The 25,372-nt window shown below is 56.1% G+C and carries 25 protein-coding genes and 1 pseudogene; 8 read left to right on the plus strand and 18 right to left on the minus strand.

Annotated features, from left to right (window positions below; genetic code table 11):
• Positions 1-55: 55 nt before the first annotated feature.
• Genes atzF through G6L28_RS14530 form a run of 10 tightly spaced genes read right to left on the minus strand, consistent with a single transcriptional unit; the run spans position 56 to position 10,402 of the window.
• On the minus strand, positions 56-1,855 hold the full coding sequence (gene atzF / locus G6L28_RS14485; RefSeq protein ID WP_174064522.1) for an allophanate hydrolase: 1,800 nt from the start codon (positions 1,853-1,855) through the stop codon (positions 56-58).
• Positions 1,856-1,857: 2 nt separating this feature from the next.
• Positions 1,858-2,190 carry a cupin domain-containing protein gene (locus G6L28_RS14490; RefSeq protein ID WP_425292680.1) on the minus strand — a complete coding sequence of 111 codons (333 nt, stop codon included), beginning with the start codon at positions 2,188-2,190 and terminating at the stop codon, positions 1,858-1,860.
• A 4-nt stretch (positions 2,191-2,194) separates the two neighbouring features.
• On the minus strand, positions 2,195-2,863 hold the full coding sequence (locus G6L28_RS14495) for a cysteine hydrolase family protein (protein ID WP_174064524.1): 669 nt from the start codon (positions 2,861-2,863) through the stop codon (positions 2,195-2,197).
• Positions 2,860-4,377: an ABC transporter ATP-binding protein gene (locus G6L28_RS14500; RefSeq protein ID WP_174064525.1), complete on the minus strand. Its 1,518-nt coding sequence runs from the start codon at positions 4,375-4,377 to the stop codon at positions 2,860-2,862. Before G6L28_RS14500 ends, G6L28_RS14495 begins: the two co-directional genes overlap by 4 nt.
• A complete protein-coding gene (locus G6L28_RS14505; RefSeq protein ID WP_174064526.1) occupies positions 4,374-5,438 on the minus strand; it encodes a ring-opening amidohydrolase in 1,065 nt (354 codons plus the stop codon). The genes G6L28_RS14500 and G6L28_RS14505 overlap by 4 nt, the downstream gene beginning before the upstream one ends.
• On the minus strand, positions 5,438-6,139 hold the full coding sequence (locus G6L28_RS14510; RefSeq protein ID WP_174064527.1) for a cysteine hydrolase family protein: 702 nt from the start codon (positions 6,137-6,139) through the stop codon (positions 5,438-5,440). Before G6L28_RS14510 ends, G6L28_RS14505 begins: the two co-directional genes overlap by 1 nt.
• A 9-nt stretch (positions 6,140-6,148) precedes the next feature.
• On the minus strand, positions 6,149-7,165 hold the full coding sequence (locus tag G6L28_RS14515; protein ID WP_174064528.1) for a formamidase: 1,017 nt from the start codon (positions 7,163-7,165) through the stop codon (positions 6,149-6,151).
• 23 nt (positions 7,166-7,188) lie between these two features.
• Positions 7,189-8,115: an ABC transporter permease gene (locus G6L28_RS14520; RefSeq protein ID WP_174064529.1), complete on the minus strand. Its 927-nt coding sequence runs from the start codon at positions 8,113-8,115 to the stop codon at positions 7,189-7,191.
• Positions 8,115-9,257: an ABC transporter permease gene (locus G6L28_RS14525; RefSeq protein ID WP_174064530.1), complete on the minus strand. Its 1,143-nt coding sequence runs from the start codon at positions 9,255-9,257 to the stop codon at positions 8,115-8,117. The genes G6L28_RS14520 and G6L28_RS14525 overlap by 1 nt, the downstream gene beginning before the upstream one ends.
• 17 nt (positions 9,258-9,274) lie before the next feature.
• Positions 9,275-10,402: a BMP family ABC transporter substrate-binding protein gene (locus tag G6L28_RS14530; RefSeq protein WP_174064531.1), complete on the minus strand. Its 1,128-nt coding sequence runs from the start codon at positions 10,400-10,402 to the stop codon at positions 9,275-9,277.
• Positions 10,403-10,717: 315 nt separating this feature from the next.
• Between G6L28_RS14530 and G6L28_RS14535 the strand changes: the two genes are divergently transcribed.
• Positions 10,718-11,392 carry a GntR family transcriptional regulator gene (locus tag G6L28_RS14535; RefSeq protein ID WP_174064532.1) on the plus strand — a complete coding sequence of 225 codons (675 nt, stop codon included), beginning with the start codon at positions 10,718-10,720 and terminating at the stop codon, positions 11,390-11,392.
• A 166-nt stretch (positions 11,393-11,558) separates the two neighbouring features.
• On the opposite strand, the gene G6L28_RS14540 is transcribed toward G6L28_RS14535, so the two are convergent.
• The 4 genes and pseudogenes from G6L28_RS14540 to G6L28_RS14555 all read right to left on the minus strand — a co-directional run bounded on the left by G6L28_RS14540 (position 11,559) and on the right by G6L28_RS14555 (position 13,585).
• Positions 11,559-11,795 carry a DUF6894 family protein gene (locus G6L28_RS14540; protein WP_174064533.1) on the minus strand — a complete coding sequence of 79 codons (237 nt, stop codon included), beginning with the start codon at positions 11,793-11,795 and terminating at the stop codon, positions 11,559-11,561.
• 289 nt (positions 11,796-12,084) lie between these two features.
• Positions 12,085-12,378: a PRC-barrel domain-containing protein gene (locus G6L28_RS14545; RefSeq protein ID WP_174064534.1), complete on the minus strand. Its 294-nt coding sequence runs from the start codon at positions 12,376-12,378 to the stop codon at positions 12,085-12,087.
• A 104-nt stretch (positions 12,379-12,482) separates the two neighbouring features.
• Positions 12,483-13,115: a hypothetical protein gene (locus G6L28_RS14550; protein WP_174064535.1), complete on the minus strand. Its 633-nt coding sequence runs from the start codon at positions 13,113-13,115 to the stop codon at positions 12,483-12,485.
• Positions 13,116-13,171: 56 nt separating this feature from the next.
• Positions 13,172-13,585 (minus strand): annotated as a pseudogene (locus G6L28_RS14555) (DUF1810 domain-containing protein).
• A gap of 257 nt (positions 13,586-13,842) precedes the next feature.
• Here G6L28_RS14555 and G6L28_RS14560 point away from each other — a divergent pair.
• From G6L28_RS14560 to G6L28_RS14590, 7 genes are all read left to right on the plus strand, one after another.
• Positions 13,843-14,739, plus strand: a complete 897-nt coding sequence (locus tag G6L28_RS14560) for a dihydrodipicolinate synthase family protein (protein WP_174064536.1) — start codon at positions 13,843-13,845, stop codon at positions 14,737-14,739.
• Between the two features lie 31 nt (positions 14,740-14,770).
• Complete coding sequence (locus G6L28_RS14565; protein WP_174064537.1) at positions 14,771-15,454, plus strand: GntR family transcriptional regulator; 684 nt, start codon at positions 14,771-14,773, stop codon at positions 15,452-15,454.
• 188 nt (positions 15,455-15,642) lie between these two features.
• The gene (locus G6L28_RS14570; protein WP_174064538.1) at positions 15,643-16,737 is read left to right on the plus strand and encodes a sn-glycerol-3-phosphate ABC transporter ATP-binding protein UgpC; all 1,095 of its coding nucleotides are present in this window, start codon (positions 15,643-15,645) and stop codon (positions 16,735-16,737) included.
• 27 nt (positions 16,738-16,764) lie between these two features.
• The gene (locus G6L28_RS14575; RefSeq protein WP_174064539.1) at positions 16,765-18,060 is read left to right on the plus strand and encodes an extracellular solute-binding protein; all 1,296 of its coding nucleotides are present in this window, start codon (positions 16,765-16,767) and stop codon (positions 18,058-18,060) included.
• Between the two features lie 10 nt (positions 18,061-18,070).
• Positions 18,071-18,973 (plus strand): carbohydrate ABC transporter permease, encoded by a 903-nt coding sequence (locus G6L28_RS14580; protein WP_174064540.1) that lies wholly within the window; start codon positions 18,071-18,073, stop codon positions 18,971-18,973.
• On the plus strand, positions 18,970-19,896 hold the full coding sequence (locus tag G6L28_RS14585; protein ID WP_174064541.1) for a carbohydrate ABC transporter permease: 927 nt from the start codon (positions 18,970-18,972) through the stop codon (positions 19,894-19,896). Before G6L28_RS14580 ends, G6L28_RS14585 begins: the two co-directional genes overlap by 4 nt.
• Before the next feature lie 55 nt (positions 19,897-19,951).
• Entirely contained in the window at positions 19,952-21,043 is a 1,092-nt protein-coding gene (locus G6L28_RS14590; protein WP_174064542.1) for an exo-alpha-sialidase, read from the plus strand.
• Positions 21,044-21,350: 307 nt separating this feature from the next.
• Here the strand turns inward: G6L28_RS14590 and G6L28_RS14595 are convergent, their stop codons facing one another.
• From G6L28_RS14595 to G6L28_RS14610, 4 genes are all read right to left on the minus strand, one after another.
• Positions 21,351-23,012 (minus strand): NTP transferase domain-containing protein, encoded by a 1,662-nt coding sequence (locus G6L28_RS14595; RefSeq protein WP_174064543.1) that lies wholly within the window; start codon positions 23,010-23,012, stop codon positions 21,351-21,353.
• A complete protein-coding gene (locus G6L28_RS14600; protein WP_174064544.1) occupies positions 23,009-23,707 on the minus strand; it encodes an XdhC family protein in 699 nt (232 codons plus the stop codon). The genes G6L28_RS14595 and G6L28_RS14600 overlap by 4 nt, the downstream gene beginning before the upstream one ends.
• Positions 23,707-24,045 (minus strand): XdhC family protein, encoded by a 339-nt coding sequence (locus tag G6L28_RS14605; RefSeq protein WP_174064545.1) that lies wholly within the window; start codon positions 24,043-24,045, stop codon positions 23,707-23,709. Before G6L28_RS14605 ends, G6L28_RS14600 begins: the two co-directional genes overlap by 1 nt.
• 97 nt (positions 24,046-24,142) lie before the next feature.
• Positions 24,143-25,336, minus strand: a complete 1,194-nt coding sequence (locus G6L28_RS14610) for an ABC transporter substrate-binding protein (RefSeq protein ID WP_202033637.1) — start codon at positions 25,334-25,336, stop codon at positions 24,143-24,145.
• Positions 25,337-25,372: the final 36 nt, after the last annotated feature.

Consider the following 25,372-nt stretch of genomic DNA (forward strand, 5'->3'; position numbering starts at 1 on the left):
GCCGTAAGAGGTGTGACGCCGATGCGCGCTTCCGCTGAGGCGGTTTTCAGGCGGTTCAATCTTTCGCCGCGGATAACCATGATCGCCAGCCACCGTATTCGGTGATATCCTCAGCGCCATCTATCGCGTGGGGCTCTACCAGGAAGCCCTTCGCTGAACTGCCGTCGTCCAGCTTGATCGTTCCAATACACATAGGTGCCGGAATAGCATTCACGAACTGCCCAAACGCGGAGGGAGATAGTTGCCAGATTTCGATGTCGATGGACGCCCCATTTCCCACATCGACCAAGCCCGGTTTTGGGGGCACCTGGTTATCGAGAGCATAAAGCGCATAGGCTGGCGCTGTTTTGCCAGCACGTAGGAATTGACCGTTCAAATTTGTGAGCTGATGGTTCAGCGGCATTCCGGACAGGTGTGCTCCCACGACGACAATCGGTATCATCGCTTTGTTGAGTGATGACGAGTGCTCGACCGAGGGCGGCAACTGCCAGCCCGTTGCGCCTGTTGTTTTACTGGTCCTGCGGTGCAGAGCGTCGGATATGGCAGCAACGAGACCATCGGCACCGAATGGTGCCAAAAACGTAACGCTTGAAGGAAGTCCGTCGGATCGCTCGCCTGCCGGTACCGCCATGCCGCAAAGGTCCAGCAGATTGACGAAATTGGTGTAAGTGCCGAGCCGTGAGTTGGCCTGGACGGGCTCAGCTTCGAGATCGGATAGTGAGTAGTGTGTCGGCGCGGTCGGAACGCACAGCAGATCCACAGAGGCAATCAAAGGAGCGAGCTGCTTTTTCAGTGTCTGCAGCCGGTACAACCCAGAAAAGGCATCCGCCGCGGAAAGCTGTTTCGCTGCGCCATAGATACTGCGAGTAACGGGATGAAAACTTTCAGGATGCGTATCGTAGAATTGTTTTACAGCCTGATAGCGTTCGGCAACCCAAGCGCCTTCGTATAAAAGATGCGCGACGTCGTAGAAGCCGGAAAATGGCAGTTCGATAATCTCATGTCCTTGTGACACCAGTTGTCGAAGGGCGTTTTCGTAACTCGCCTGCATCAGGACGTCACCGAAAAACTCCCTGTCTGCCACCGCTGGGACACCTATCTTCAGCATTGGCGGCGCTGTCATGGTAACGTCACAGGGAAGCTGTCGCGAATACGCATCGATGGAATCGGGTTTTGCTGCGATCTTGAAAATGTCCAGCGCGTCCGCAGCACAACATGCAAAGATGGAAACGCAATCAAGGGTGCGGCATGCCGGGATAACGCCAGTGGTGGAAATGGCCCCGACCGATGGTTTCAGCCCTACGATATTGTTCAAACCTGCCGGAATTCTGCCGGATCCTGCCGTATCCGTGCCAAGAGCGAAAGTGACGATCCCATGTGACACGGCAACGGCGGAACCGGAACTGGAGCCGCCCGGCACAAGGTCCTTGTTCAGCGCATTGCGCGGGACAGGATAGGGCGTCCGAATGCCGACCAGTCCGGTTGCGAACTGGTCGAGATTGGTTTTTCCGATCACCAGCGCCCCGGCCTGTTTGAGCAGCTGAACAACGGTCGCGTCCTCTGAAGGTGTGTAGGCGTAATCTGGACAAGCGGCTGTCGTAGGCAAACCTTTCACGTCGATATTGTCTTTCACCGCGAAGGGAATACCAAAAAGAGGCGTCCGAACAGGATCGAAGTTCCCAAGTGCCAAGGCGTCTGCCAGCAAACTTTCCCGGTCCGCGATGCTAATGAAAATACCGGGATCGTCGATTGCATCGATGCGCGCGAAAACCTCTTCCACCATCTGGGCCGGGGTAAAGCCCGAAGAATACGCAGCATGAAGTGATTGAATGTCGAATGCGGGGGTAAATGCCATGATTAGTCTTCCAGAATTTCTACGGGTCGGTCCCACTGAATGAGAACCACGCAGCCAGCTTCACTCCATACGGAATGCTCGCTACCCGGTGCATTGACGAGATAGGTGCCTTTTTCATATCTGCCGTCCTCATCGGACTGGCTGCCTTCAAGAACCAGTATGGTCTCAAGGCCAGGGTGTCGGTGGCGCGGAACCGATGCTCCGGCTTCATATTTCAAAAGTGCCACACCCGGCTGATCACCCGAAAAATGTCTGATCCAGTGGATCGTTACACCCGGGCGAAAAGCTTCGAAGGTTAGTGTTTTCCAGCCCCTTGAGATCAGGTCACTGCGCATGCATTCAGCCATTTTGAACTACCTTGATGACGTCATCTAAATGAGCGGTCCAGCCGACGATGCCGCCCTGTGCACGGATCATTGCAATCGCCGCCTGCTTGAATTCAAGGAAATAGGAAGCGGTGGCCTCTTCCACCAAAAGGCATTCAAACCCGCGATCGTTAGCTTCCCGCATGGTGGTCTGCACGCAGACCTCGGTCGTAACACCTGCAAATATAAGCCGCTCGATGCCCTTGGAAGCGAGTATGTTGCCAAGTTCCGTCGCATAGAATGCACCTTTGCCCGGCTTCTCGATCACGGTTTCTCCCGGCGTTGGAGCAAGATCGGGAATTATTGCCGTTCCCGCTTCCCCCGCGATCAGAATACGCCCCATCGGTCCTTCGTCACCGATCCGCAAAGTAGGGTTGCCACGGCTACGCTTGGCGTCTGGCAAATCGGAAAGGTCGGGCCGGTGGCACTCCATCGTATGGATGATCGTAAGACCTGCATTTCGGCACGTTTCCAGCAAACGCTTCACGTCTGGAACGATGGACGCTACGAGGCTGACATCGTTACCCAAAGTCTCCCCAAAGCCACCCGTTTCGATGAAATCGCGCTGCATATCGATGATGATGAGAGCCGTGCGGTTTGGGTCGTAAACGAAATCGTTGGGAAGAGCCTTGATGATCGTCATGCTGCATGTCCCGCCATGTGCGCTCCGATAACGGAAAGGTCCGCATCCCTTGCCTGTGTTTCGTATACGAGACGCCCCGCCGACATCACGAGGATGCGGTCGGACAGCGCCATCAACTCATCGAGATCCTCTGAGAACAGAAGGACGGCGGCACCATTGTTGCGGGCCTTCATGATCCGTGCCCGAATTTCCGCGACCGCAGAAAAGTCGAGGCCGAAACACGGGTTGGATACGATCAGGATGTCTACGTCGCCCGTCAGTTCACGCGCCAGCACGGCGCGCTGAACGTTACCGCCAGACAGGGCTCCGATCGGCGTTTCGAGTGACGCCGTCTTCACCTTGAAGGCGGAGACGAGTTCTCCGGCATATTGACGTAGCAGGCTATTGCTCAGCCAGAACCGCTTGCTATTTCGCTCATCGATGTCGAAGCGACGCAAACCCAAGTTCTCCGCCACAGTCATCCTGGCAACGCAGGCGTTTTGCAAAGGTTCTTCAGGGATGAACGCCAGTTTGCTCGCGCGGCTCTCACCGCGCGTAGCGTGATAGGTCACGCCTTTCACGCGCACATGGCCCTTTTCAAGCCGTCTTTGCCCCGCCAGTACCTCCGCCAGTTCCTTTTGCCCGTTCCCTGAAATACCTGCTATTCCGACGATTTCGCCCGCCTTCACGGAAAGGCCGTCTACGTCGATTGTTTTCAGGCCGCTGCTGTCGCGTGCCATTAAGTTTTCAAGCGTCAGGAGGACTGGAGCTTCTGGTTTAACTGGAGTGCGACTGTCGAGAGCCGGCAGGATGACGTCGCCGATCATCATCGCTGCCATGTCCTTTGGGGACAGTTCGGAGGTACTCCCGCCACCGACCAACCGTCCCCGGCGCAAAACGGAAACCGTGTCCGCGAATTTCATGACCTCGTGAAACTTGTGGGAGATCATGATCACCGAGAGGTCGCCTTGCGCCGTCATGTCGCGCACGATCCCCAGCATGTCATCCGCCTCCGCGGGCGTCAGCACCGATGTCGGCTCGTCCAGGATGAGCAGCCGTCGTCCAAGGTAAAGTTGGCGTATGATTTCGAGCTTCTGTTTCTCGCCCGCCGAAAGTTCACGAACCGGCCTGTCGAGCGGAATGGGAAAAGGCATGGTGCGCATGAACTCGGCCAATTCCGCGCGTTCTCGCCTCCAGTCGATGATCCGTGCAACGTCGTTGCGGCTGATGACGAGATTCTCGGCACCTGTCATGGAAGGGACAAGTGTAAAGTGCTGGTAGACCATCCCGAGGCCAAGGGCCGCCGCATCGCGGGGAGAGTTTACGGTGACCTCGCGATCATCCACCATCAATTGCCCATCGGTCTGGTGGTAAAAGCCCATGATGCATTTCACCAGTGTGGATTTGCCCGCACCGTTTTCGCCCAGAAGAGCATGAAACGATCCCGCCTTGACGCGAATGGAGACGTCGTTGAGCGCGGTGAACGATCCGAAGCGCATGGTCATGCCAACGGTTTCAAGCGAAAGCGCATTCATAAGGGCAAACCCTCCTTGCGTTTGACTATGATCGCCACAGGACCGCCACCCGCTGGCCCCTGATGCTCGGCGCCACCCGACACATAGAGCATCGTGTCCTGGAAAAATCCGGCAAGCACTCCGCCGACGAAACCGCGAGCGTGACGCGTGGAAGAGATGTCGGAGTCATCGAGCATTGTGTGACGAGCCCCACGCACATGTCCTGAAGTGCTGGCCTCCGCCTTCGCCAGAACGGCAACCATATCCCCTTCGGGCAGACGCTCCATAGCCTGCTTGATGCCCGAGATGTCGATGCAATCACGCATTACGGCATGATCCACAGCAAGCGGACCGGACCAGCCTTCAGCCGTGCCAATCACTACGATTTCGTGGTCCGTTAATTCCACACCGGCAGATGTCGAGGCGCGACTGGAATAAAGATTGAGGTTTTGGCAGATATCCTCCTCGCCAATTGCCTCTATTGAAATTTCATTAAGCGCAACTGCAATCCCGAGTGCGGATGCCCCGCGTGAAAAGCCCATGGATTTCAGCGTATCGCTGACGACTGTCGTGTTCCCGCGCGTCGCGGCTTCGCCTATGCGGGCTGAAGTGAGAAGCGGGCATTTGATCTGTACGAAATGGACCCCGCTCGGGTCCTCAATCCCGGCATGGCGCATTGCAGCGCGAACGCCCTCCGCGACAAGCGCGACTTGCACCTTACGTCCAAGGTTTTCCGGTGGCATGACTGCCGTGCGGGCGACGCCCACCGCAAGCGCCCTCGTCGGCGGCGCATCGACCTCTTCCCGGGTAAAGATCGTCCAGTGCGGGGAGAGAGCGCCCTCCGTGCCGCCGGACATGACGATAGAGACATCATTCACGCCATACGCATCAAACATCCGCTCAAACGTCGTTGTGGCGAAGCCGCGCGTAAAATCGTTGACGCAGCCATTGCCTTCCGTTTTTCCAAAAACAGCAACGATGGTCTTTGGGTCGAGCCCGCTGTCGATAAGGGTTTGAACACCGGAAATATCGTCGGGCGAAGCGGCTGCGACGCGGTAGACATTGGCGCGAAGTGAACTCATTACGGCAGCACCTCGATCAGCGCTTTGGAGTTCGAAACCGCGCCGAATACGCCACCCTGCATCTTGATCATCTTGATCGCAGCGAGATGATTGCCATGATCGGTCGCGCCGCAGCAGTCCTCCAGCAGCAGGCACTCGAAGCCGCGATCATTGGCCTCGCGCATGGTCGTGTGGACGCAAACATCCGTCGTAATGCCTGTGAGGATGATGTTTTCGATACGACGCTGGTTGAGAATGAGTTCAAGGTCGGTTGCGCAAAAAGAGCCCTTGCCGGGCTTGTCGATGATGACCTCGCCCTCAATCGGCTTCAATTCGTCGATGATCTCCCAGCCCGGTTCTCCTCGCACGAGAATTCGTCCGCAGGGGCCAGCGTCACCAATTCCCGCATTGATGCGCTGCGATCGCCAGCGCTTGTTTGCCGGAAGGTCCGCAAGATCAGGCCTGTGGCCCTCCCGCGTGTGGATGATGTGGTAGCCTTTTGCTCGCATTGCGGAAAGCACGGTCTTGATCGGTTCGATGGGCGCTCTGACCAGCGAAAGGTCGTACCCCATGTGATCGACGTATCCGCCGGGACCGCAGAAATCCGTCTGCATGTCGATGATGATCAGGGCCGTGTTGTCCGGCCTGAACTTGCCATTGTAAGGCCAGGGATAGGGATCTGCGTCCAGATAGTGTGTGGAGACGTTGCTAGACATATCCATAATAGGCTCCTATTCCGCGGCAGATTTCATTGGGCTTTCAAAACGGCGGCTTGGCTTTTCAAAGCCGCAACCGGTGCCGTCAGTGACCTGAACATCATCCTCCCACGGCAACCGGTATTTGCCTGCCATGAGATCGTGCATGTAGGTGTAGGGCGCATCCTGCGCGCCGCCGTCCACGGCAACGTATCCGCGATGGCCAAACTGGTAGATATTGTTTTCGACGCCCCATCCAAGCCGTGCTTCCCGCACAAGATCCGGCCGCACCTCGGCGGTAATGATCTCGTCCGGGCGGCCGCTGGTGCCGTGCGCGATGATGGAACCGTCGAAATTGCAGATCATGCCTTCGCCCATGCTGTCGAATGTGCCATCGGAGCCCGACATGCAGACGTTCGCCGTAACCATGAGATTACAGAACGCGTTGGACTGATTGGTGAAGCGCCATGCATCGCGGATCGGTGCCGTATAGCCAGCCGTGCGGATCATGATTTCTGCGCCCTTATAGGCGCATTCGCGGGCCATTTCCGGGAACATGCCATCGTGGCAGATGATGAGCGCGATCTTGGCACCCTTCGGCCCGGTAATCACCGGTATGCCAGTGTTTCCTGGCTCCCACGGCTCCACCGGCACCCAAGGATGCATCTTTCGATAATAAAGCTTTAGGTCGCCCTGGTCGTCGATGATTATCCCGGAATTATAGGGCATGCCATCGGGATTATACTCCATGATGGAGAAACAGCCCCAGATGCGGTTATCCCGGCAGGCGTCCTTGAACGCTGAAACTTCAGGTCCGTCGAGACGGCACATGATGTCTGGATTGATGTCCATGGAGAGGCCATGGAGAGAGTATTCAGGAAATACGACCAAATCCATGTCAGGTTGGTTGCGACGTGCCTTGCCGACCAGCTCTACGATGCGTGCCGTTTGCCGCGCAAGGTCTTGCCTTGTAACGGTTACAGGCAACTGCAACTGTACGAGGCCGATGCCGACGCCATTCTTTGAGATGTTCAGTCCGCCCAATCCATTCATGATTGTACTCCTTTCCTGCATTGTCACTTCGTCAGCGACAATTCTTCCGGTGCACCGGAAAGACGACGCTCCGGCGATGAGGTGATGATGAGGATGATGAGGGTCAGCACGTAGGGCGCTGCATAGAAAAGGTAATAGCCTTCCGTAACCCCAACGGATTGCAGCGCCGGACCCAGAGCACCCGCCCCACCGAAGAGCAGTGAAGCGAGGAGGCACCCTTTTGGATTCCATCTCGCAAAAATAACGAGTGCGACCGCCATCAGTCCTTGGCCGGAGGAAATACGCTCGTTCCACGATCCGGGGTAATAGAGCGAGAGATAGGCTCCTCCCGCGGCAGCAAATGCACCACCCACTGCGGTAGCAAAAAGGCGAACATGATCGGGATTGATACCCATCGCCCGTGCAGCATCAGAGCTATCGCCCACAACCCGCAGGATCAGCCCCCAGCGCGTGGCTTTCAACATCCATGCGATCAGGAAAGTCAGCACGATGCCGAGAATGAACAGCACGTTGATGTTGAGCGCGGATTGAACCTGTGGAATGGACGACCAGCCACCAAGCGAGATGGCGGGCAGCTTCGGCGCAACCGGCTGGATGAAGGATTTGCCCAGAAAGAATGCCAACCCCAGCCCGAACTGCATCATCGCAATCCCGATTGCGATATCGTTTACCTTGGGAAAGCGGCAGATGAAGCCGTGTACTAGGCCGAAAACGGACCCGGCCACCATGGCGGCAAGAACGCCAAGCCATGGTGACTGCGTCATGACGGCGACGGCATAAGCCGACATCGCACCGAAGACGAGCGTGCCTTCCAAGCCAAGATTGATACGTCCGGAACGTTCGGTCAGCGTCTCGCCGAGGCTGACAAAGATGAAAGGTGTCGATACCCGAATTGCTCCGGCCAGAATGGCCAGCGGTACACCCCATAGGCCGAGTGCTGAATCCTCCATCAGACCGCCTCCCGGCCAATGCGATTGGCAAGCCATAATTCCGGATTAAAAAGCTTGAACCTGCCATACAGCGTTTCGCAGAATAGCACCGAGATGAACAACGTGCCTTGCAGCACGAGAACGCTTGCATCGGGCAATCCCATCCGCCGTTGGATCAGGCCACCTGCCGCCGTGATGCCGCCAAGCAAAATAGCAACGGGTATGATGGCGAGTGGGTTCTGGCGTGCAAGGAAGGCCACAAGAATTCCCGTATAGCCATAGCCCGCAATCAGTGCCGCATTAGCGCTTCCCTGGACGGCTGCAACTTCTAGCATACCTGCAAGGCCCGCAAAAGCGCCCGCCAGAAACGTGAAGCCTATGACGAGCCTGCCGACCGGCAAGCCCTGAATCTGCGCCGCTCTCATATTGCCGCCAGCCACCCGCGCCGCAAACCCGATCGTCGTACGCTCCATCAAAAGCCACGCGAAGAGGCAAGCAACGATACCGACTCCAAAGCCCCAATGAACATCCATGCCGGGAAGATTGCCGACCATCGCATCGGCTGGAATAGGTGTGGTAGATGGCTTGTTGAGGCTGGCCGGATCGCGCAGCGGTCCTTCGATCAGGTGGTTCAACACCGCAATCGCGATGTAGGTCAAAAGCAGAGATGATATGGTTTCATTGACGCCGCGATATTGCTTCAATGCCCCGACCAAGCCGATCCAAAGACCCGCTACGATCATCCCCGCCAGTGCCATGGCGATCCATAGCCAACCAGCGCTGACAAGACCAGCCAGGGGCAATGCTGCTGCCGACGCGGCTAAGCCACCCAGAACCAGTGCGCCCTCGCCACCGATGACAACGAGACCAAGCCGCGCCGGAAGTGCAACGCAGAGCGCCGTGAGAAGAAGAGGTGCGGCCCTGCTCATGGTATTCTGTAATGAAAACCAGCTACCGAAGCCGCCGGTGTAGATCAGTTGAACGAACTGCATCGGCGACTTGCCGAGCAGCAGGAGAAAAATGCTGAACAGCCCAAGCCCGGCAAGGGACGCAAAGAATGTCACTGCCAACGGTTCGCTGCGTCGTGCCGTAAATTCCCGCAGGCGTTTGCCTGGAGGGGCGGCTGTGGCAGCGTTGGTTTGAGGATTGAGATCGTAACCCATGGGCTGTTCTCCATTCATCAGCCGGCAGAGCCGACCACGCCGTCCACCAGATAATTCATGCTTTCCAGCTCGATCGAGGTTTCGGTGTAGTCCGTGCCTGCCGGTATGACAACATTGCCCTTGTTGTCTTTCTGGCCGCCTTTAAATACGGAGAATTCGCCCGCCTTCATCGAAGCCATGGTTGCCTCGAATTTGTTGCGCGCCTCGGCCGAGACAGCAGGCCCCAGCGGGCTCATTTTGACGAAGCCGTCCTTCAGTCCACCACGCACGAAATTGCCAAGCGGCTCTCCTGCCTGCATCTTCTTCACGAAGTCGGTATAGACGTTGCCCCATGCCCATTCGGCACCGGTCAGATATTTCTCAGGCGCGAGTGGAGACTGGTTGGCGTGATAGCCGCAAACAAATGCGCCACGGCCCGCCGCTGTTTGTGCGATAACCTTCGGGCTATCGACATGGCAGGTAATGACATCTGCGCCTTGATCGATAAGAGCGTTTGTAGCCTCCGCTTCCTTGACAGCCAGCGACCATTCGCCGGTGAAGATGACTTGGCAGGTTATGGAAGGATCGACGGAGCGTGCGCCCAGAAGGAACGCGTTGATGTTCTGCACCACTTGCGGAATTGGTTTGGCCGCAACGAAGCCGATCTTCTTGCTCTTCGTGGCATGGCCCGCGGCAATACCGTTCAAATACTGGCCCTGGAAAATATAACCGAAATAGGAACCGGCATTCACCGGGTTCTTGTCCTTCTGCCACAGACCACCGCAATGGCGGAACTGGATGTCCGGGTACTTTTTCGCCATGGCAAGCACATGAGGATCGAAATAACCGAAGGATGTCGGGAAGAGCAGGGTTGCCCCGTCCAGATTGATCATCGACTCCATCGTCTTCTGAACGTCGACTGTCTCGGGAACGTTTTCCTCTTCGATTACAGTGACGTCGGCGAGAGCCTTTACCGCTGCTGCGCCTTCGGCATGGGCCTGGTTATACCCGTAGTCATCCTTGGGGCCAACATAAACGAACCCTACAGTTAACGTCCCAGCCGCCAGCGCGCCGCCGCCATGAAGGCCCGAAAGCGTAAGTGCGGATGCCCCGGCAAAAGCCGTTTGCAAGAATTGACGTCGAGATGGCTGTAACAACTTGATCATGACTTTTTCTTCCCCTTGTTTGGAAACCGAAACAGCGGCTCGAAAAAGTGTATGCAATGTGCGTGCCAGAATGCTTGATGGCTTCAAATTGGCATCAATGCCGCAGGGATCGTTGTTTTTCTGCCTTCTTGCTGTGCACAATTTCGTTGCAATGCCCCGAAATTAGCCGATCCTCGCTTATTAACCGGTCGAGCTACGGCTTGGCATCAACTCCGAAATTACGCGTTATAATTTGCATGCCTGCTAAAAGTAGCATTACGAAGCGATTTGATTTTAGCTATAGTCTTAAAAATTGTATGCAGATTCGGATTGGGCATGAGGCAGGCAAGAGAGTTGGTCAGAACTGGCGAAACCGTGGAGCAGATGGTTCGTGCCATCGCAGACCTTATTGTGGAGGGGGACCTGAAGCCCGGCGAAAAGCTCGACGAAACAAGTCTGGCCCTTCGTTTCGATGTATCACGTACGCCAGTACGAGAAGCCCTGCGGCAGTTGTGTGCAATGGGTCTGGTAGAGCGGCCGCCGAACAAAAGTGCTGTCGTCACAAGCGTGTCGGATAGCTTCCTCACCTCGATGTTCGAGGCGATGGCGGAGCTGGAGGGGATATGTGCGCGCCTTGCAGCCGAGCGTATGTCTATTCGCGAGCGGCTCGACCTTCAGGATGTTCAAAAGGCGGCTAACGTTCTGGTCAAGTCAGGCGACACTGAAGCTTACGCTGCCCTCAACGTCGAGTTTCACAATAGGATTTACGCGGGCGCGCACAATGGCCACATTCAAGCAATGGTCAGCCAAACCAGAGCACGTCTGGCGCCTTTTCGCCGTGCGCAATTCCGGCTGGATGGGCGACTTGACCAGTCGTGGCGGGAACATGGAAAGATTGTTGACGCAATCTTGTGCGGTGACGGGCAGGCCGCCGCGGCGGCAGCCTATGCCCACGTGTCTATCGTCGGAGCCGCCAGTATCGTCTTCGCCAAAGCGTCGGATAGCGAGTGAAGTTCACACAGGCCTAACTGACGCGTAAATAGCCGGGAGTTTCGTAAGCAGGTTCGGGTCAGCTTTTGTACTTCTCGAATTCGATGGGAGAAAGCTCTGCGATTGCAGTCGTTGCTTACGAGGAAGTATCGCGTAAAGGCCTGTGGCAAAGGATTAACGCCATTTGCTACTTAAACTTCACAACTGACGATACGGGTATGACGGCGATCAGTTGTCCATCGGCACGGACAACCTCGAAGCTGCTGTCGGCGATGATTTCTCCGGCCATGATCTTTTCGGCAAGCGTCTCCCTTGCTGCCTGGACCGCTTCCCTTACTGCCTGCTCGTCTCCCTGAAGTATTGCGCCTTCGAGATCGACAGAAAGGGTGTCTGCTTCCCTGACGTGGAAGTAGTACCTTGGCATTTCACATTCCGATTTGTTTCCTCTTGTCTCCTCGCTGAGCAACGGAGCGGGGGACATCATTGTTCCAGATCGTAGGCATGCCTCAAACAAATGCTTTCGGTACGGGAATCGCATCCGTGCTTTAAGAGCGGGTGGAAACTGTGAGCGAAGATGCATCGCCGGATGTGCTTATCTCGGCAATGGTGCGGAACTCCGGTTTCGCTGTCGTTCCCACTTGCGTAAAGAGACCGCCGGTTATCCCAGCAATGATAGTGTTAGGGCCCGATCTTTCGACCGAGCCCTGATTTCATCAGTGATGGTGTTCTGGCATGTCTTTCAACTGGTCCTTCGTCCAGGACGTCACGGCGTGAACATCTCCGTCCTCGTCACGCATGAAATCGAGGTCGCTGAGGGCAACTGCGACAGGCTTGGCGCCAATTCCGAGAAATCCTCCGACATCGATAATGACCTGACCGCTTGCTCCGCCGTGGACGTGATCGACTTTGCCAACCTTATGGTCATCTGCGCCGTAAACAGTGGCACCTTCCAGAATTTCTGGGGTCAACTCCGTTGTCGACAGGCGAACGTGATTTGTATGATCCATGGGTTTCCTCCTTGTTGGATAATCACGTAACGGGATCTGACGCCACAGGTTCCCTTATCATGCGAGAGCGAGCTGGCTTTACGCAATGCTGCCATGATGCCCGTTCAACGAAGAAGTCCGTCGAGGTCGAACTCTTCCCACCCGCCGAGCTTCGGCGCTGCGTCCTCAGAGCTGTCGCCTGCATTCTTGGATCGCTTCGCAGCCTCCTTCTTGAGCGAGCGCGTCAGCTTCGCCTGATAGGCCGCCCGCTGTCTTTTTTCGGCCTTCGCCTCTGCGTCCTCCACGCGCCATTCTTCGACAGCTCCCCTATCGAGAAGCTCTTCCACCACCCTGGGGTCGAAGACATGGAAGGTGATCTGCCGAGCGCGTCCGTTCAGTCTGACGGTTCTCGTCCCTGCACTTTGCAGACGACCGTCGGCCAGCCACCGGTGCCGCTCGCTGGTCTTCATCGTCAGGATGTCCTCGATTTCGCGCGGGATGACCGGTAGGGCTACGGCCTCCGTCACCACCTTTGTAGCGATAGCCGCGGCGGCGTTGAAGGCGGTCTTGTCACTGGCTGCCATCGCCAATATGAGGTCGACACCATCAAGGGAAATCGACTTTTTCGAGACTGCAGGCAGCCTTGCCTGTATTTCTTGCAGGACGCCTTTCGCCCGAACCGCCGACCCCATTGTTACAGCGGCCGGTAGGGTCCATGTCCTGATCAGTTCGATGTCATTTTTTTCACGCTTAGGCATGGCGAACAGATGGTGTTTCGGCTCTTTCGAGTCAACGAGCTTGTTGGGTCACGATTTTACAATGCTGCAAGCGTCGTTTGATCGACTTTGCCTTGGTAAAACACCTGAAGGCCCGTTTCAAACAGCGATCCACTGTGTGCGACTGCTCCAAACAACGTCATACTGAAACGAAACTTGAGGTCGTCGGGATGCCCTAGAATATTATGTGCGGGAAGGCTGGGATGACTGAGCATGGTACGCGTGGATTCCTCAAGACGAGTCCCTAAAACAGGATGCTGAAGGTAGGCTTCGGCCTCCGAGTGTCCAGAGATCGCATAAAAGCGAGCGGTTTCCGATCGGCCGAGCCCGCGAAGCTGCGGGAAGATGAACCACATTCAATGCGACTTCTTCTGTCCGTCACGCAATTCCCGCAAAGCTTTGCCGTACACGTCGTGTTGCGCTGTGACGAACCGCGCCAGATCAAACTCCATACGATGGCCTCCACTCGCGTCATGAGATTTCGGTCAACGAAGTATCATTACCACATCAGCCCATTTCCAACGGTGTAAACCATAATACATATGGAGTGTTCCTAGCCGAATGCTGATCGACATCCGACGCGCTAGACCGGACCCTGTACGCTCAGCGCAATCTTGGCGAGGTCCCTTGCATAGCTACGAAAGCAAAAGACATTTGACGACTGATAAATAGACTGATTATATCAGTTGACTTATCAGGGAGGTTTAATGTGATTTCCGCGTTGAAGGGTATCGTTGCTGCATCGATCACGCCCGTTAAAACAGATTTTCAAATTGACGTAGCGCGGCTTCATGGACACATCGATCAGCTACTCGAAAGCGGGTGCAGCTTTATTTCGACGTTTGGAACGACGGGTGAAGGAGCCTCGTTTTCGACACGCGAAAAATTACGCGCCCTGCATGATCTGAAGGCGGTTGGCGCGGATATGGGACGGCAACTTCCCGCCATCATCACATCAAGTTTCGGCGATGCGGTGGAATCGCTCATCGCTTATAGCGAGTTGGGATGTCGTGTGGTCCTAGTGCTCCCGCCGTTTTATTATGGCGCAAGCGAAGACGGTATTATCGGCTTCTTCGATGCATTGATCGCGCAGACCGAAGACCGTAGTCGGATCGATCTGGTGTTGTACAATATCCCGCAGCTAAGCGGCATCCGCTTCACACCTAACTTGGTTGCCGCCATAGTTGGGAAGCACGGAAACCGCATCGCGGGGATAAAGGACTCGACCGGCGACTTGGAAAGCGGCTTGGCATTGATCGCTGCTTTTCCGGAAATTGCGGTCTTTACGGGCGACGACCGGGTCCTGCCGACACTGTTGAAAAAAGGTGGTGCGGGCATGATAGGTGGAATGCCTAACCTCTTTGCCCGTGACCTGAAAGCCCTTTACGACAATCCCGAGGACGGCATGCTGCTGGAAAAACAGGCGCGCCGGATCGAAGCCGTGGACGCGCATGGTGCACTGGTTGGCATCAAAGCTGCTCTGGCCCATTACCGCGGGGACGAAAACCTTGCTAATACTATGCCCCCATTGGTTGCGCTCGGACAATCTGACCGCGCCAGGCTCATTGAACTTTTAGAGCAAACAGGTTATCGCGCCGCAGCCTGAACTTCGGCCATGTACTGGCCAGAGGAGTGAGATGATCAACCCAAATACACACTCCGGTCGCGAGCAGACCGAATTGCGTTCGGTCAAGCAGATCGCCCATGAGCGCTTCCGGGAAGCGTTGTTCGATGGCCGGCTGCGGCCAGGTCAATTCGTATCTCAGCGCGAACTGGTTGCCCTCCTCGGTCTCTCGATCGGTGCGTTGCGAGAACTTCTTCCGCGGCTGCAATATGAAGGGCTGCTCGCCGTCATGCCGCAACGCGGCATCCAGATCACCCAGATCGATCTCTCGATCATCCGGCAGGCATTTCAGATCCGCATGGCGCTCGAGCGGGAAGCGGTGCTGACTGCGGTTCGGAAAATGTCGGACGCGATTCTGGACGAGCAGAAAATTCTGCATCAGGCAATCATAGAGGAATTCCGTTCATCTCCGTCGCCCGACGTGTTCGACCGGGGGCAGAAAGTTGACGACGGTTTCCACAATCTGCTGATCGACGGTACCCAGAACGATCTTCTAATCCAGTCCTATGCGGTAAATGCCATCCGCATGCGCCTGATCAAGCTTGATAGGATCACCTTGTCCGATCGGGTGCTTCCGCCGGCGTTCGCCGATCATCTGGCGATCATCGAGGCAATCAAATCCCGCGATGCGCGGGCCGCTACCGACGCTATAGATCGCCATATCCTCAATGCGCGCGAGCGGGCGATCGAGTTCTGACGCGTTGATAATAAGCCCTGTATTTTCGTAAGCCCGTGAACGGGAAGGTGGCTCGTTCTGACTGTATAACTGATACTATCAGTTTTCATAGAGCTTATTAGACAACATGTTTACACAGTCGTTTTTTTGTAGCATGGTGGGCGCGTCAGGTAACTGACGGTAGGAGAGAGCAGGGGGAGGAGTACTCTGTGGCACGCTTGGAGTTGTCCAACGTTTCTAAAAGCTATGCGGCGTTCGACGCCATCAAGGACGTTTCTCTCGCGATCGAGGACGGAGAGTTCGCGGTGTTCGTCGGACCCTCGGGATGTGGCAAGTCCACTTTGCTGCGGCTGATAGCAGGGCTCGACCCGATCAGCGATGGCGCCATAAAAATCGGTAGCACCGACGTGACACGACGTCCGGCTGGCACGCGCAGCGTGGCAATGGTGTTTCAGTCTTATGCGCTTTATCCGCACATGAGCGTTTACGACAACATCGCCTTTCCATTGCAGATGGAGCGTCGCTCCAAGGAGGATATCCGCAATCAGGTCGAGAAGGCGGCAAACACCGTCAGGCTTTCCACCCGCCTGAAGGACAAGCCGTCAAAACTGTCCGGTGGCCAGCGCCAGCGCGTGGCGATTGCCCGGGCAATCGTCCGCAAGCCGGAAATCTTCCTCATGGACGAACCCCTTTCGAACCTCGATGCGGCACTTAGGATCGAGATGCGTACAGAGCTCACTCAGCTCCACAAGGAACTGGGTGCAACCATGGTCTACGTCACTCACGACCAGCTGGAAGCGATGACCATGGCTGACCGGATCGTTGTGCTGAACGGCGGCAGGGTGGAGCAGGTGGGCCGCCCAATGGATCTATATCACAATCCAGTCAACCGGTTCGTCGCTGGCTTCATCGGTAGCCCGCCGATGAACATGCTGCGCGCCAAGGTGGAGGAGACGAATGGCGACCACGTCAGTTTTAATGTCGACGGCATGGGCATGGTTGTCATCGAAGATCTGGCCTGGAGGCTGAGGCCCGGCGACGTGGTCACTCTCGGCATTCGTCCAGAGTTTCTGACACCGCATCCGGCGGGCAGCGCGCCGCAGGTGAAAATTGCCATAGTGCCGACGTCGGTCGAAAGGCTTGGCGCTCAGACGATCATCCACGCAGCGATAGATGGGCAAAGCTTTACGAGCGTCTTTTCCGGCGATCGGGCTTTGCCACCCGATTCCGAAATCGACGTCTATTGCGGAGCATCAAACATCCACGTTTTTGATGCCGAAGGAATGACAATTCGACGGAAATAATCATCGAGCGACTGGGAGGAGTTAACGATGAAAAACGATTATATGCATGCGATCAGGCCCACGCGAAGGGCTTTTCTGGCAGGAACGGCGACAGGTGCCGCAAGCCTGTCAATCCTGATGGCGTCCGGCCAGGCGGTGGCGGCCGAACAGCTTGTCTTCTGGTCGCAGCTGGCTGGCAGTAAAAAGGTTGCCGGTGAAGCGCTGGAAGCCGCTTTTACAGCGGGCAATCCCGATGTGGCGTTACAGTCCAGCCTCTATGCCGAACCTTCTCAGCTCAATGAAAAAATGTTGACCGCAATCAACGGCAATACCGGGCCGGATCTGATTGTCCAGCATTGGGACTACAATCTTACCTACGCATCCGGCAATAAGCTGGCAGACCTCACTAAGGCGCTTCTGGGTGTCAAGCAGAATGAACTCGATCCGTCACTTCTCGCTTACGGAAAAATTGACGGCGCACAATATTCGATGCCGCTTTACGGTACATCAAGAGGGTTGGGGATCAATCGCAAGCTCGTTGCCGAGGCAGGCCTTAACCCGGACAAAGGGCCACAGACCTGGGCCGAACTTCGCGAATGGGCAAAAGCGTCCACCAAGCGTCCAGGCGGCGGTATGCTACAGGCGGCAGGCATTCAGCTCTACCAGAACGATTTGGAGGCCTTTGAACTTTTCACCCTGTTTCTGCAGGGGGCAGGTGGCTCGCTGCTGAACGCCGATCTGACAGCACCGGCATTTGCCGGCCCCGAGGGGATAAAGGCGCTGACCTTTATCGGCGAACTGGTCGCGGTCGACAAGATTACCGATGCCGGTTTCGGTGTTGGGCCGGGAGGCATGGCAAACCCCTTCAACCAAGGGCGCGCGGCAATGATGATCGCGGGCAATTATTCGACCAACAACGCCCTGAAGGGCGGTATCGAGTTCGATGTCCTGCCGATCCCAAAGGAAAACGGTGGTTTCACCTCACTTGTAGATCCGTTCTGCTTTGCCATCCGCGCGGGAGCGCCAAACGAGAAGGAAGCTGCGAAGTTTATCGAATTCGCGATGTCGGCAGAGCAACAGATCGCTTTCGCGGTGAAGAGTAAAAACGTGCCCGCCCTCAAATCGGCGCAGCAGGACCCAGCCGTTCTCGCTGATCCCTATCTGGCAAAGTTCATCAAGACAGCCAGTTATGCTCCGCAAACGGCACCGGCAACGCCGGTCTTCCCGCGCATGATGTCGCTGGTCGCACGTGGTGTTCAGGAGGTCGTCTTCCAGAAGAACACGCCTGAGAAGGCACTCAAGGCGGCCTCGGACGAGATCCAGGCAATCCTGAAGAGAGGTTGAGGACTTGGCAATGGCGCTCCAGCGTACCACTTCCCGGCCGACCAGAGCGGTCAGTTTCAATCAGACCTGGAGCGCCTACGCATTCCTCGCGCCTGCGCTGGTCATCATGTTCCTGTCGCTGCTTCTACCGGCGGCGGCGACAGTCGTGATGAGTTTCACCGACGTATCGTTTCTGAAGCCGACAAGCTTCGTCGGCTTCGACAATTACATCAAGCTATTCCAGGATACGCGTTTCCTGCAGGCTGTCGGCAATACCGCCTATTATACGGTGGGCGTCACCTTTCCCACCATGATCCTTGGTCTTTTTGCTGCGGTTGCGCTCAATCGTCAGGTGCCCGGACGTATCGTCTTTCGGACTATCTTCTATCTTCCGGTGCTGACATCGCTGATCGCGGCTGCCGTTGTCTGGGCTTACGTCTACGAACCCTACGCTGGCCCCCTGAACAACATCCTCACTCAGGTCGGCATGCCGCCGAAGCCCTGGCTGCAGGATCCGAGCCTTGCGATGAACGCGCTGATCGTCATGGCGATCTGGCGCGATTTCGGCACCGCTATGATTATCTATCTCGCTGGGTTGCAGGATATTCCCAAAGACCTCTATGAGGCCGCGCGTCTGGACGGCGCCAAGGGCAAGGACACGTTTCTGCGCATCACCGTTCCAATGCTGAGTTCGGTCAGCTTTTACCTGCTGATTATCTTGATCGTGCAGACGTTCCAGGTTTTTGGCGCGATCTATGTGATGACGCAGGGCGGGCCGCTCGGCTCGACTGAAACCGTTGTCTATCAGATGTATCAGACGGCTTTCAGCTACACCGAATTCGGCTATGCCGCCGCGATGTCGACGGTTCTGTTCTTTACGATCCTGCTGTTCTCTATCGTCGGAACCAGGATCATGCGGAGGAAAGACGCATGACGGATATCGCACAACCTGCGGCAATGGAACGCCAGCTCGCCGCGCGCGGCAGAGAGTTTCCCCGCTTCGACATCATGAACGTGATCGGCTACGGGCTACTGATCTTCGCGGCGGTCGCGACCATCATGCCGTTTCTCTGGATGGTCTCAACCTCGTTCAAGACAGACCAGGAAATTTTTCGCTTTCCGTTGAGTTTCGTGCCTGACGGCGTGGAGTGGCAGAATTATGTGGATGCGATCAGGTCGCCGGAGGCCGGTCGGCAGCTAGTCAATAGCCTGATCTATGCTCTCGGTTCTACGGTCTCCAATCTGGTGTTCTGCTCACTGGCGGGATACGCGCTGGCGCGCATGCAGTTTTCCGGCAGGAATGTGGTGTTCGCATTGGTGGTTGGTCTTTTGATGGTGCCGGCTCAGAGCCAGATCGTCCCGGTTTTTCTGATAATCCAGAAAATCCCGTTCGCGGGCGGCAACGACTGGCTTGGCAGCGGTGGCACCGGTTTGCTCAATACTTATTGGGGCATGATTCTGCCCACGGCCGCGACGCCTTTCGGGATATTCATGATGCGGCAGTTTTTTACCCGCATTCCGATGGAATACGAAGAATCTGCCAAGCTGGACGGCGCTTCCGCATTTACGATCTTCCGCCGTATCCTATTGCCACTGGCGCGTCCATCTCTCGCTGTCCTTGGGGTTTTGAGTTTCCAAAGTGCCTGGAATGATTTCGTCTGGCCGCTTATCCTCAATTCACACCGCGAAATGGCGACGCTGCAGATCGGCTTGCAGCTTCTGCAAAGTGGGCCGGATGCCCGCTGGAATGTCGTGATGGCGATGGCAACGCTGATCACCATGCCCGTCATCATTGCTTATCTTCTGGCGCAGCGACACGTCGTTGACGGCGCCGTGTCGAGTGGCGTCAAGGGCTGATCAGGCACACATACCAAAATTGAAAATAGCCGCATTGGCGGCGGGGAGGACACTCGTGTTCAAGAACGTAGAAATTTACCGCAAACCTGATGAGTTCGCCGCCTGGCCAGCCAACTATGGCCTGTGGATCTGGGGAGACGAGGTCGTCACGGTTTTCCTGCAGGGCTTCAGGGGTACATCGGAAGACCTTCATGCGCGAGACAAGACGAGACCCTTCATACCGGTCCAAGCCCGCAGTCGCGATGGCGGAGAAACATGGGCGGTCGAGCGTTTCAACGGTTTTGTCCCTGGCAGTCAGACGTTGTCCGGCGATGAACATGTCATTCCGGCGCTGGAGGCCCAGCCGGGTATTGATGTCGAGCGCGATCTGCGGACGCTGGATGCGCCCATCGATTTCACCGATCCCGAGACGCTTGTCATGTGCGCCCGCACCGGCCTCTTCGGCGGCGCGATCAGCTGGTTCTACGTCAGCAACGACCGGGCGAGAACGTGGCGCGGACCCTATCGGATGGGCGACTTCGGTCTTCCGGGCGTATCTGCCCGGACTGATATCGTCCCGCTCGGCAAACACGACGCGCTCTTCCTGCTGACCGCCGCCAAGCCGGACGGGAAGGAAGGCCATGTCTTCTGTGCACGAACACGCGACGGCGGCATCTCTTTCACCTTTGAAAGTTTCGTTGGCGAGGAGCCCGCTGGTTTTTCCATCATGCCAGCGTCCATCAAGCTCACCGATGGCAATGTGATGACGCTGGTTCGCTGCTCGACACCTGGCAAGGGGCCGGACCGAAAAGCTTGGATCGACGCATATTTGTCGAACGACGAAGGAAAGAGCTGGGAATATGTCGGTCGTCCGGTGCCGAATACCGGCTACGCGGGAAACCCGGCGACACTCAACCGGCTACCGGATGGAAGGCTTGCGCTTATCTTCGGTTATCGCGATGCACCTTTCGGCATTCGTGCGCGGGTCAGTTCCGACGAGGGCAGGACTTGGAGCGATGATATCATCGTCCGAGACGATGGCGGCATGTCTGATCTTGGCTATCCAAGGACGGTGGCTAGAGACGATGGAAAGTTGCTGACTGTATATTACTACAACTACAGCGGCGACCAAGAGAGGTTCATTGCCGCATCGATCGTTGACCTGTAACGGCTGGGCGAACTGACGCACATGGCTCGCCGCTAACCACTGTTGGCGATACGGCAAGGGGGTGTCTCGCGCGCTTGCCATCGATAGTCTCGACGTGTTTGCACCCGTTTCCTCTACCGATGGGATAACGGCTCGGGGGACGATGCCGGGAAATCGCTCCATCGCAATATTTGGCTGGATAAGGATCAGAGCAACTAAGGGTCGTCGGTTCAAGTATGTTCAGTTCGACGTCGACGTTTCGTTGCCGTTGACCGCGTTTCGCACCATTAGCGTGGAACGCTCTACGTTAGCCCTTCAACGATATAATTCATAGGGGCTCGCGATCCATGTTTTCTGGCGTGCTCCCGGTCAGTACACCGCCAGCTTTTATGACGGCTTCAGGCGTATCTACGTCAATCTGCGCGGCATGGCCAATGTCGACCTCGATCACTTTTAATCCAGATGTTTCAATCAGGTGACGGGCACCCGTATCGCCTTCCAAGCTTAATACGGCGTTTTGTAATATACTTGGCAATATGACAGGGTTTCCCGGCTGGCCATGTGAGGATGCGCGGACGATAGCGGTGCCGCCTGAACGCTGGAACGCGGTGATAAGCTGGTCAAGATTGGCAGTGGAAATTTGCGGCATGTCTGCCAGAAAAACCAGAATACCTTGTGCCTCGCTTGCTTGCGCAGTCGCAAAACCCGTCGCAAGCGAGCTTGATAGTCCTGAGGCATAATCAGGATTAACGACGATATTTATGTTCAAGTCAGAAAGGGCGCGTTTGAGTTCATCCTGACGATGACCCAGAACAACGGTGACTGACGATGCCTGGCTACTGGTCGCTACCATAGCCGTTCGGCGTATGAGTGGTATGCCGTTAAACTCTGTGAGCAGCTTGTGGAAACTCCCCATTCGGCTCGACATACCTGCTGCGAGAATAACGATTGCAACCGATTTATCGCTTTCCTTTTCGGGTAGCGGGTCTCGTGGCATTGGCCGGGTCTGAATTTCCATCAGCAGGCCGCCGACGCCCATTCCAGCGATATCACGTTCGTCCAGAACCTCGCCCGCCAGAATGCGCTCCAGAACCCAGTCAAAGCCATTTTCTTTCGGGCTACGGGCACATCCGGGCGCGCCGATAATATAGCTTGTGCCTATCTTTCCAAGGACAATGAGATTTCCGGGGTCAACTGGCATGCCAACGCGAAGGACGATACCGCCAGCCTCGCGAATTGCCTGCGGAATAACATCGGCATTATCGATCACCGCTGATGCGCCGAAAACGATAATCAGTTTTGGTGCTTCATCCGGTAAAGCGATGACCTCCGTCAACGATTGCGAAAGGCTCAGCGTGTCGTGGGGAACCCGAATTTCTCGTTGTAGTCGATTACCACAGACGACCAGCCGACGATCAAGAATGCGCGCTGTCTTATCCATGACGGAAGGCTTCAAATGCGGCAGTTCTGTTGCAATCAGGCTGATGGCATGTTGTTTGAAGGGCCGGATTTCGAAAGGGGGGCGCTCGCGTAACAGTTCGCAAGCTTTTTCGACTGTTCTGCCGGAAACGGCGAGCGGTATGATCTTGAAGGTCGCCACCATATCGCCACTGTTGACCCTGCTATGGTCAGAAAGACATGCAAGGGTAATGGCCTGATCAATAGCGTTCAACTGGTCAACAATCGTCTTTTCTACAGAAAATATACCTTTTACGGTCGAGTAGACATTCACTCGGCCCGTGCTTGCCTCGGAGACGCGCAGGTGATTGACCGGGATAGATTGCGACAGAATCCCTGCGGCTTCATCTTCCCCTACATCATCTTCGTCCATCCGGACGCCAATGACGTTGTTCAACCCTGCAGCTGCTATCCGAAATAAATCATCAGTTTGCAAAACATGTCCTTTTGCAAACTGGCCATCCGGCAGTTTCAGCGTATGCGCCAACACAAGACCATCGGCTTCATTGACGTTGAAGTGACCGAACTTCATGTCTCCATTCCCATAGAAGACGATTGTAAATGCAGCGCCTGGACAATCTCGGCGAGGATCGCGATGGCGATCTCCGCCGGATTGTCGGCGCCAATATTCAGTCCGATAGGCGCATGAATTTTCGATAATGTCCGGGCATCAAGGCCTTCCTGCAATAGGCGATCAATGCGCGTAGCATGCGTTTTGCGACTGCCCAGCGCACCGATGTAAAAACAGCGTGCCCGCAATGCTTCCGCAAGCGGAGTATCGTCTATCTTGGGGTCGTGCGTCAGGGCTACCAACGCGGTGTATCGGTCCAGCGGGTGATTTGCGAAATGGTCCAAAGGCCAATCCGGCGTTAGTGTTGCTCCCGGAAATCGTTGAAGTGTCGCAAAGGCCGTGCGTGGATCAACCACATGCACATCGAAGCCAGTAAACATCGCCATTTGCGTTAAAAACTGTCCAATATGCACGGCACCGATGATAACGATGCGCGGGGTAGGCACGTAAACATTCAGAAAGCTGCTCCCTCTCTCTGTCTCAACGAGCAGCGATTGACCGAGCCGAAACGCACTGCCGATGCCATCGTCAAATTCTGCTGCTAAATCATCGCCGACAAATACACGTTCTTTGCCGCTTGAAATATCGGTCAGTAATGCTGCGGGAAGACGATTTCTGCGGGCCTCATTCAACCGCTGAAGATTGTCGCGGCGCATCAATCGATCCTTTCGACATAGACTCGAATGCGCCCGCCACAGGACAGCCCCACGCTCCAGGCGGTTTCATCCGCCACACCAAATTCCAGCATCACGGCTTTTCCGTCTTCAATGACGTCCATGGATGCAGCAATGACCGATCCTTCGACACAGCCGCCTGAAACAGACCCTTCGAAGTTTCCATTGCCGTCTACCACGAGATGACTTCCGACCCGACGGGGTGCCGAACCCCATGTTTCCACGACCGTCGCGATGGCGACCTGCCTTCCGTCACGCTTCCATAATTCTGCGGTGACCAGAGGATCGGCTTCGTCCATGCCTCGTGAGTGCTGCGCCATGTCCGGGTTTCCTGTATATGGGCATCGCATGAAATTATCGAAGCTGCGCGGTAGCCCTCAATGAAATCAACACTTGGGCTACCGCGTCAGCGACATTTTATTTGACGAGTGCGCTTACCGGAATTGGCTCGGAGATCGTCCAGTTACCGATGACGCCGGGCTTTCCGTTTTTCGTTTCCACGATCAGGTAGCGTGCCTGATTTTGGTGGTGCAGTTCGGATGTGAAGGTGCGGGGTCCGAACAGTGTCGGTTCATCCTTCATCTTTTCGAGTTCCGCGACCACGGCATCGGCTTCTGTCGTTCCGGCCCGTTCAACAGCCTTGGCCCAGACGTCGATGAGCGAGTAACCCGGGAAAACATATTGGCTGGAGGGATCGGAGCCGGTTTTTTGTTTGTAGACCGCGCTGAATTTCTGGACTTCAGGGTTGGGGTCGTCACCGTAGATCGAGCCCTGAACCGGGGTGAAGAAGTTGGATAGATCCGGCACCGCAGAAAGCCAGTAGCTGCCATCCATGCCGGAGCCGTTAAGGATCATCGAATTGATGCCTGCGGCACGGATTTGCTTGATGGCGGACACTGCACCCGGCATCATCGTGCACAGCATGATAGCGTCCGGCTCCTGCGGCAGAGATTTGATACGGGTGATCTGCGCCGCGATGGAAGCATCCTCGTTCTTGAAGGTGTCCTGACCGACCAGCTTGGCACCCTTGGCTTCAAGCTTGGGCATCATCCAGTCAAACCCGTCACAAATGCCTTTGTTGTATTCGGTCCATGTGTCGAGCAAACGGTAATAGGTCTTTGCTTTCTTCTCATTGAAGGCCCACTCCGCCATCGTTGCGCCCTGTACGGCGGCCAGCACGGATGCCGAGAAGCTGTGTGGGCCGACGCCCTGAATACCTGCCTTTACAGATTCGGCGCAGAGGAAGAAGGAAACGAGACCTGCATCTTCCGCCGCCAGCGCTGCCGGTGCGCCGAAATCATAGTCGCAGGACACGACAACGAGATCGGCGCCCTTGTCGATAACGGACAGACCGGCTTTTGCCCCTTCGGCGCGGTCGGATTTGGTATCCGTGCTCACGACCTCGATCTTTTTGCCGAGCAGACCGCCTGCGGCGTTAATCTCGTCAATGCGGATCATCGCCGCGTCCTGCGCGGGCTTGTCATAGGCTTCCATGAAACCGGACGCGGCAGTGGCAAAGCCGACGACAATTTTATCGTCATCCGCCCACGCGGGTAAAGCGGCCATGGTCGTGGCCAAAACGGTTGCAAGCATTCTCGTCATAGAGGCCATTCTGTTCTCCTTTTTTGCCGTACGGTTTCCTCTCCG

Source organism: Agrobacterium larrymoorei (assembly GCF_013322225.1).
GTDB lineage: Bacteria > Pseudomonadota > Alphaproteobacteria > Rhizobiales > Rhizobiaceae > Agrobacterium > Agrobacterium larrymoorei_A.

Bases quoted from the DNA above. Each gene is read 5' to 3' on its own strand.
- G6L28_RS14520 (WP_174064529.1), bottom strand. From the start codon at position 8,115: ATGGAGGATTCAGCACTCGGCCTATGGGGTGTACCGCTGGCCATTCTG.
- G6L28_RS14565 (WP_174064537.1), top strand. From the start codon at position 14,771: ATGATCAACCCAAATACACACTCCGGTCGCGAGCAGACCGAATTGCGT.
- G6L28_RS14490 (WP_425292680.1), bottom strand. From the start codon at position 2,190: ATGCGCAGTGACCTGATCTCAAGGGGCTGGAAAACACTAACCTTCGAA.
- G6L28_RS14515 (WP_174064528.1), bottom strand. From the start codon at position 7,165: ATGAATGGATTGGGCGGACTGAACATCTCAAAGAATGGCGTCGGCATC.
- G6L28_RS14580 (WP_174064540.1), top strand. From the start codon at position 18,071: ATGGCGCTCCAGCGTACCACTTCCCGGCCGACCAGAGCGGTCAGTTTC.
- G6L28_RS14525 (WP_174064530.1), bottom strand. From the start codon at position 9,257: ATGGGTTACGATCTCAATCCTCAAACCAACGCTGCCACAGCCGCCCCT.
- G6L28_RS14505 (WP_174064526.1), bottom strand. From the start codon at position 5,438: ATGAGTTCACTTCGCGCCAATGTCTACCGCGTCGCAGCCGCTTCGCCC.
- G6L28_RS14545 (WP_174064534.1), bottom strand. From the start codon at position 12,378: ATGGATCATACAAATCACGTTCGCCTGTCGACAACGGAGTTGACCCCA.
- G6L28_RS14510 (WP_174064527.1), bottom strand. From the start codon at position 6,139: ATGGATATGTCTAGCAACGTCTCCACACACTATCTGGACGCAGATCCC.
- atzF (WP_174064522.1), bottom strand. From the start codon at position 1,855: ATGGCATTTACCCCCGCATTCGACATTCAATCACTTCATGCTGCGTAT.
- G6L28_RS14575 (WP_174064539.1), top strand. From the start codon at position 16,765: ATGAAAAACGATTATATGCATGCGATCAGGCCCACGCGAAGGGCTTTT.
- G6L28_RS14535 (WP_174064532.1), top strand. From the start codon at position 10,718: ATGAGGCAGGCAAGAGAGTTGGTCAGAACTGGCGAAACCGTGGAGCAG.
- G6L28_RS14585 (WP_174064541.1), top strand. From the start codon at position 18,970: ATGACGGATATCGCACAACCTGCGGCAATGGAACGCCAGCTCGCCGCG.
- G6L28_RS14495 (WP_174064524.1), bottom strand. From the start codon at position 2,863: ATGACGATCATCAAGGCTCTTCCCAACGATTTCGTTTACGACCCAAAC.
- G6L28_RS14610 (WP_202033637.1), bottom strand. From the start codon at position 25,336: ATGGCCTCTATGACGAGAATGCTTGCAACCGTTTTGGCCACGACCATG.
- G6L28_RS14500 (WP_174064525.1), bottom strand. From the start codon at position 4,377: ATGAATGCGCTTTCGCTTGAAACCGTTGGCATGACCATGCGCTTCGGA.
- G6L28_RS14600 (WP_174064544.1), bottom strand. From the start codon at position 23,707: ATGCGCCGCGACAATCTTCAGCGGTTGAATGAGGCCCGCAGAAATCGT.
- G6L28_RS14540 (WP_174064533.1), bottom strand. From the start codon at position 11,795: ATGCCAAGGTACTACTTCCACGTCAGGGAAGCAGACACCCTTTCTGTC.
- G6L28_RS14550 (WP_174064535.1), bottom strand. From the start codon at position 13,115: ATGCCTAAGCGTGAAAAAAATGACATCGAACTGATCAGGACATGGACC.
- G6L28_RS14605 (WP_174064545.1), bottom strand. From the start codon at position 24,045: ATGGCGCAGCACTCACGAGGCATGGACGAAGCCGATCCTCTGGTCACC.
- G6L28_RS14530 (WP_174064531.1), bottom strand. From the start codon at position 10,402: ATGATCAAGTTGTTACAGCCATCTCGACGTCAATTCTTGCAAACGGCT.
- G6L28_RS14595 (WP_174064543.1), bottom strand. From the start codon at position 23,012: ATGAAGTTCGGTCACTTCAACGTCAATGAAGCCGATGGTCTTGTGTTG.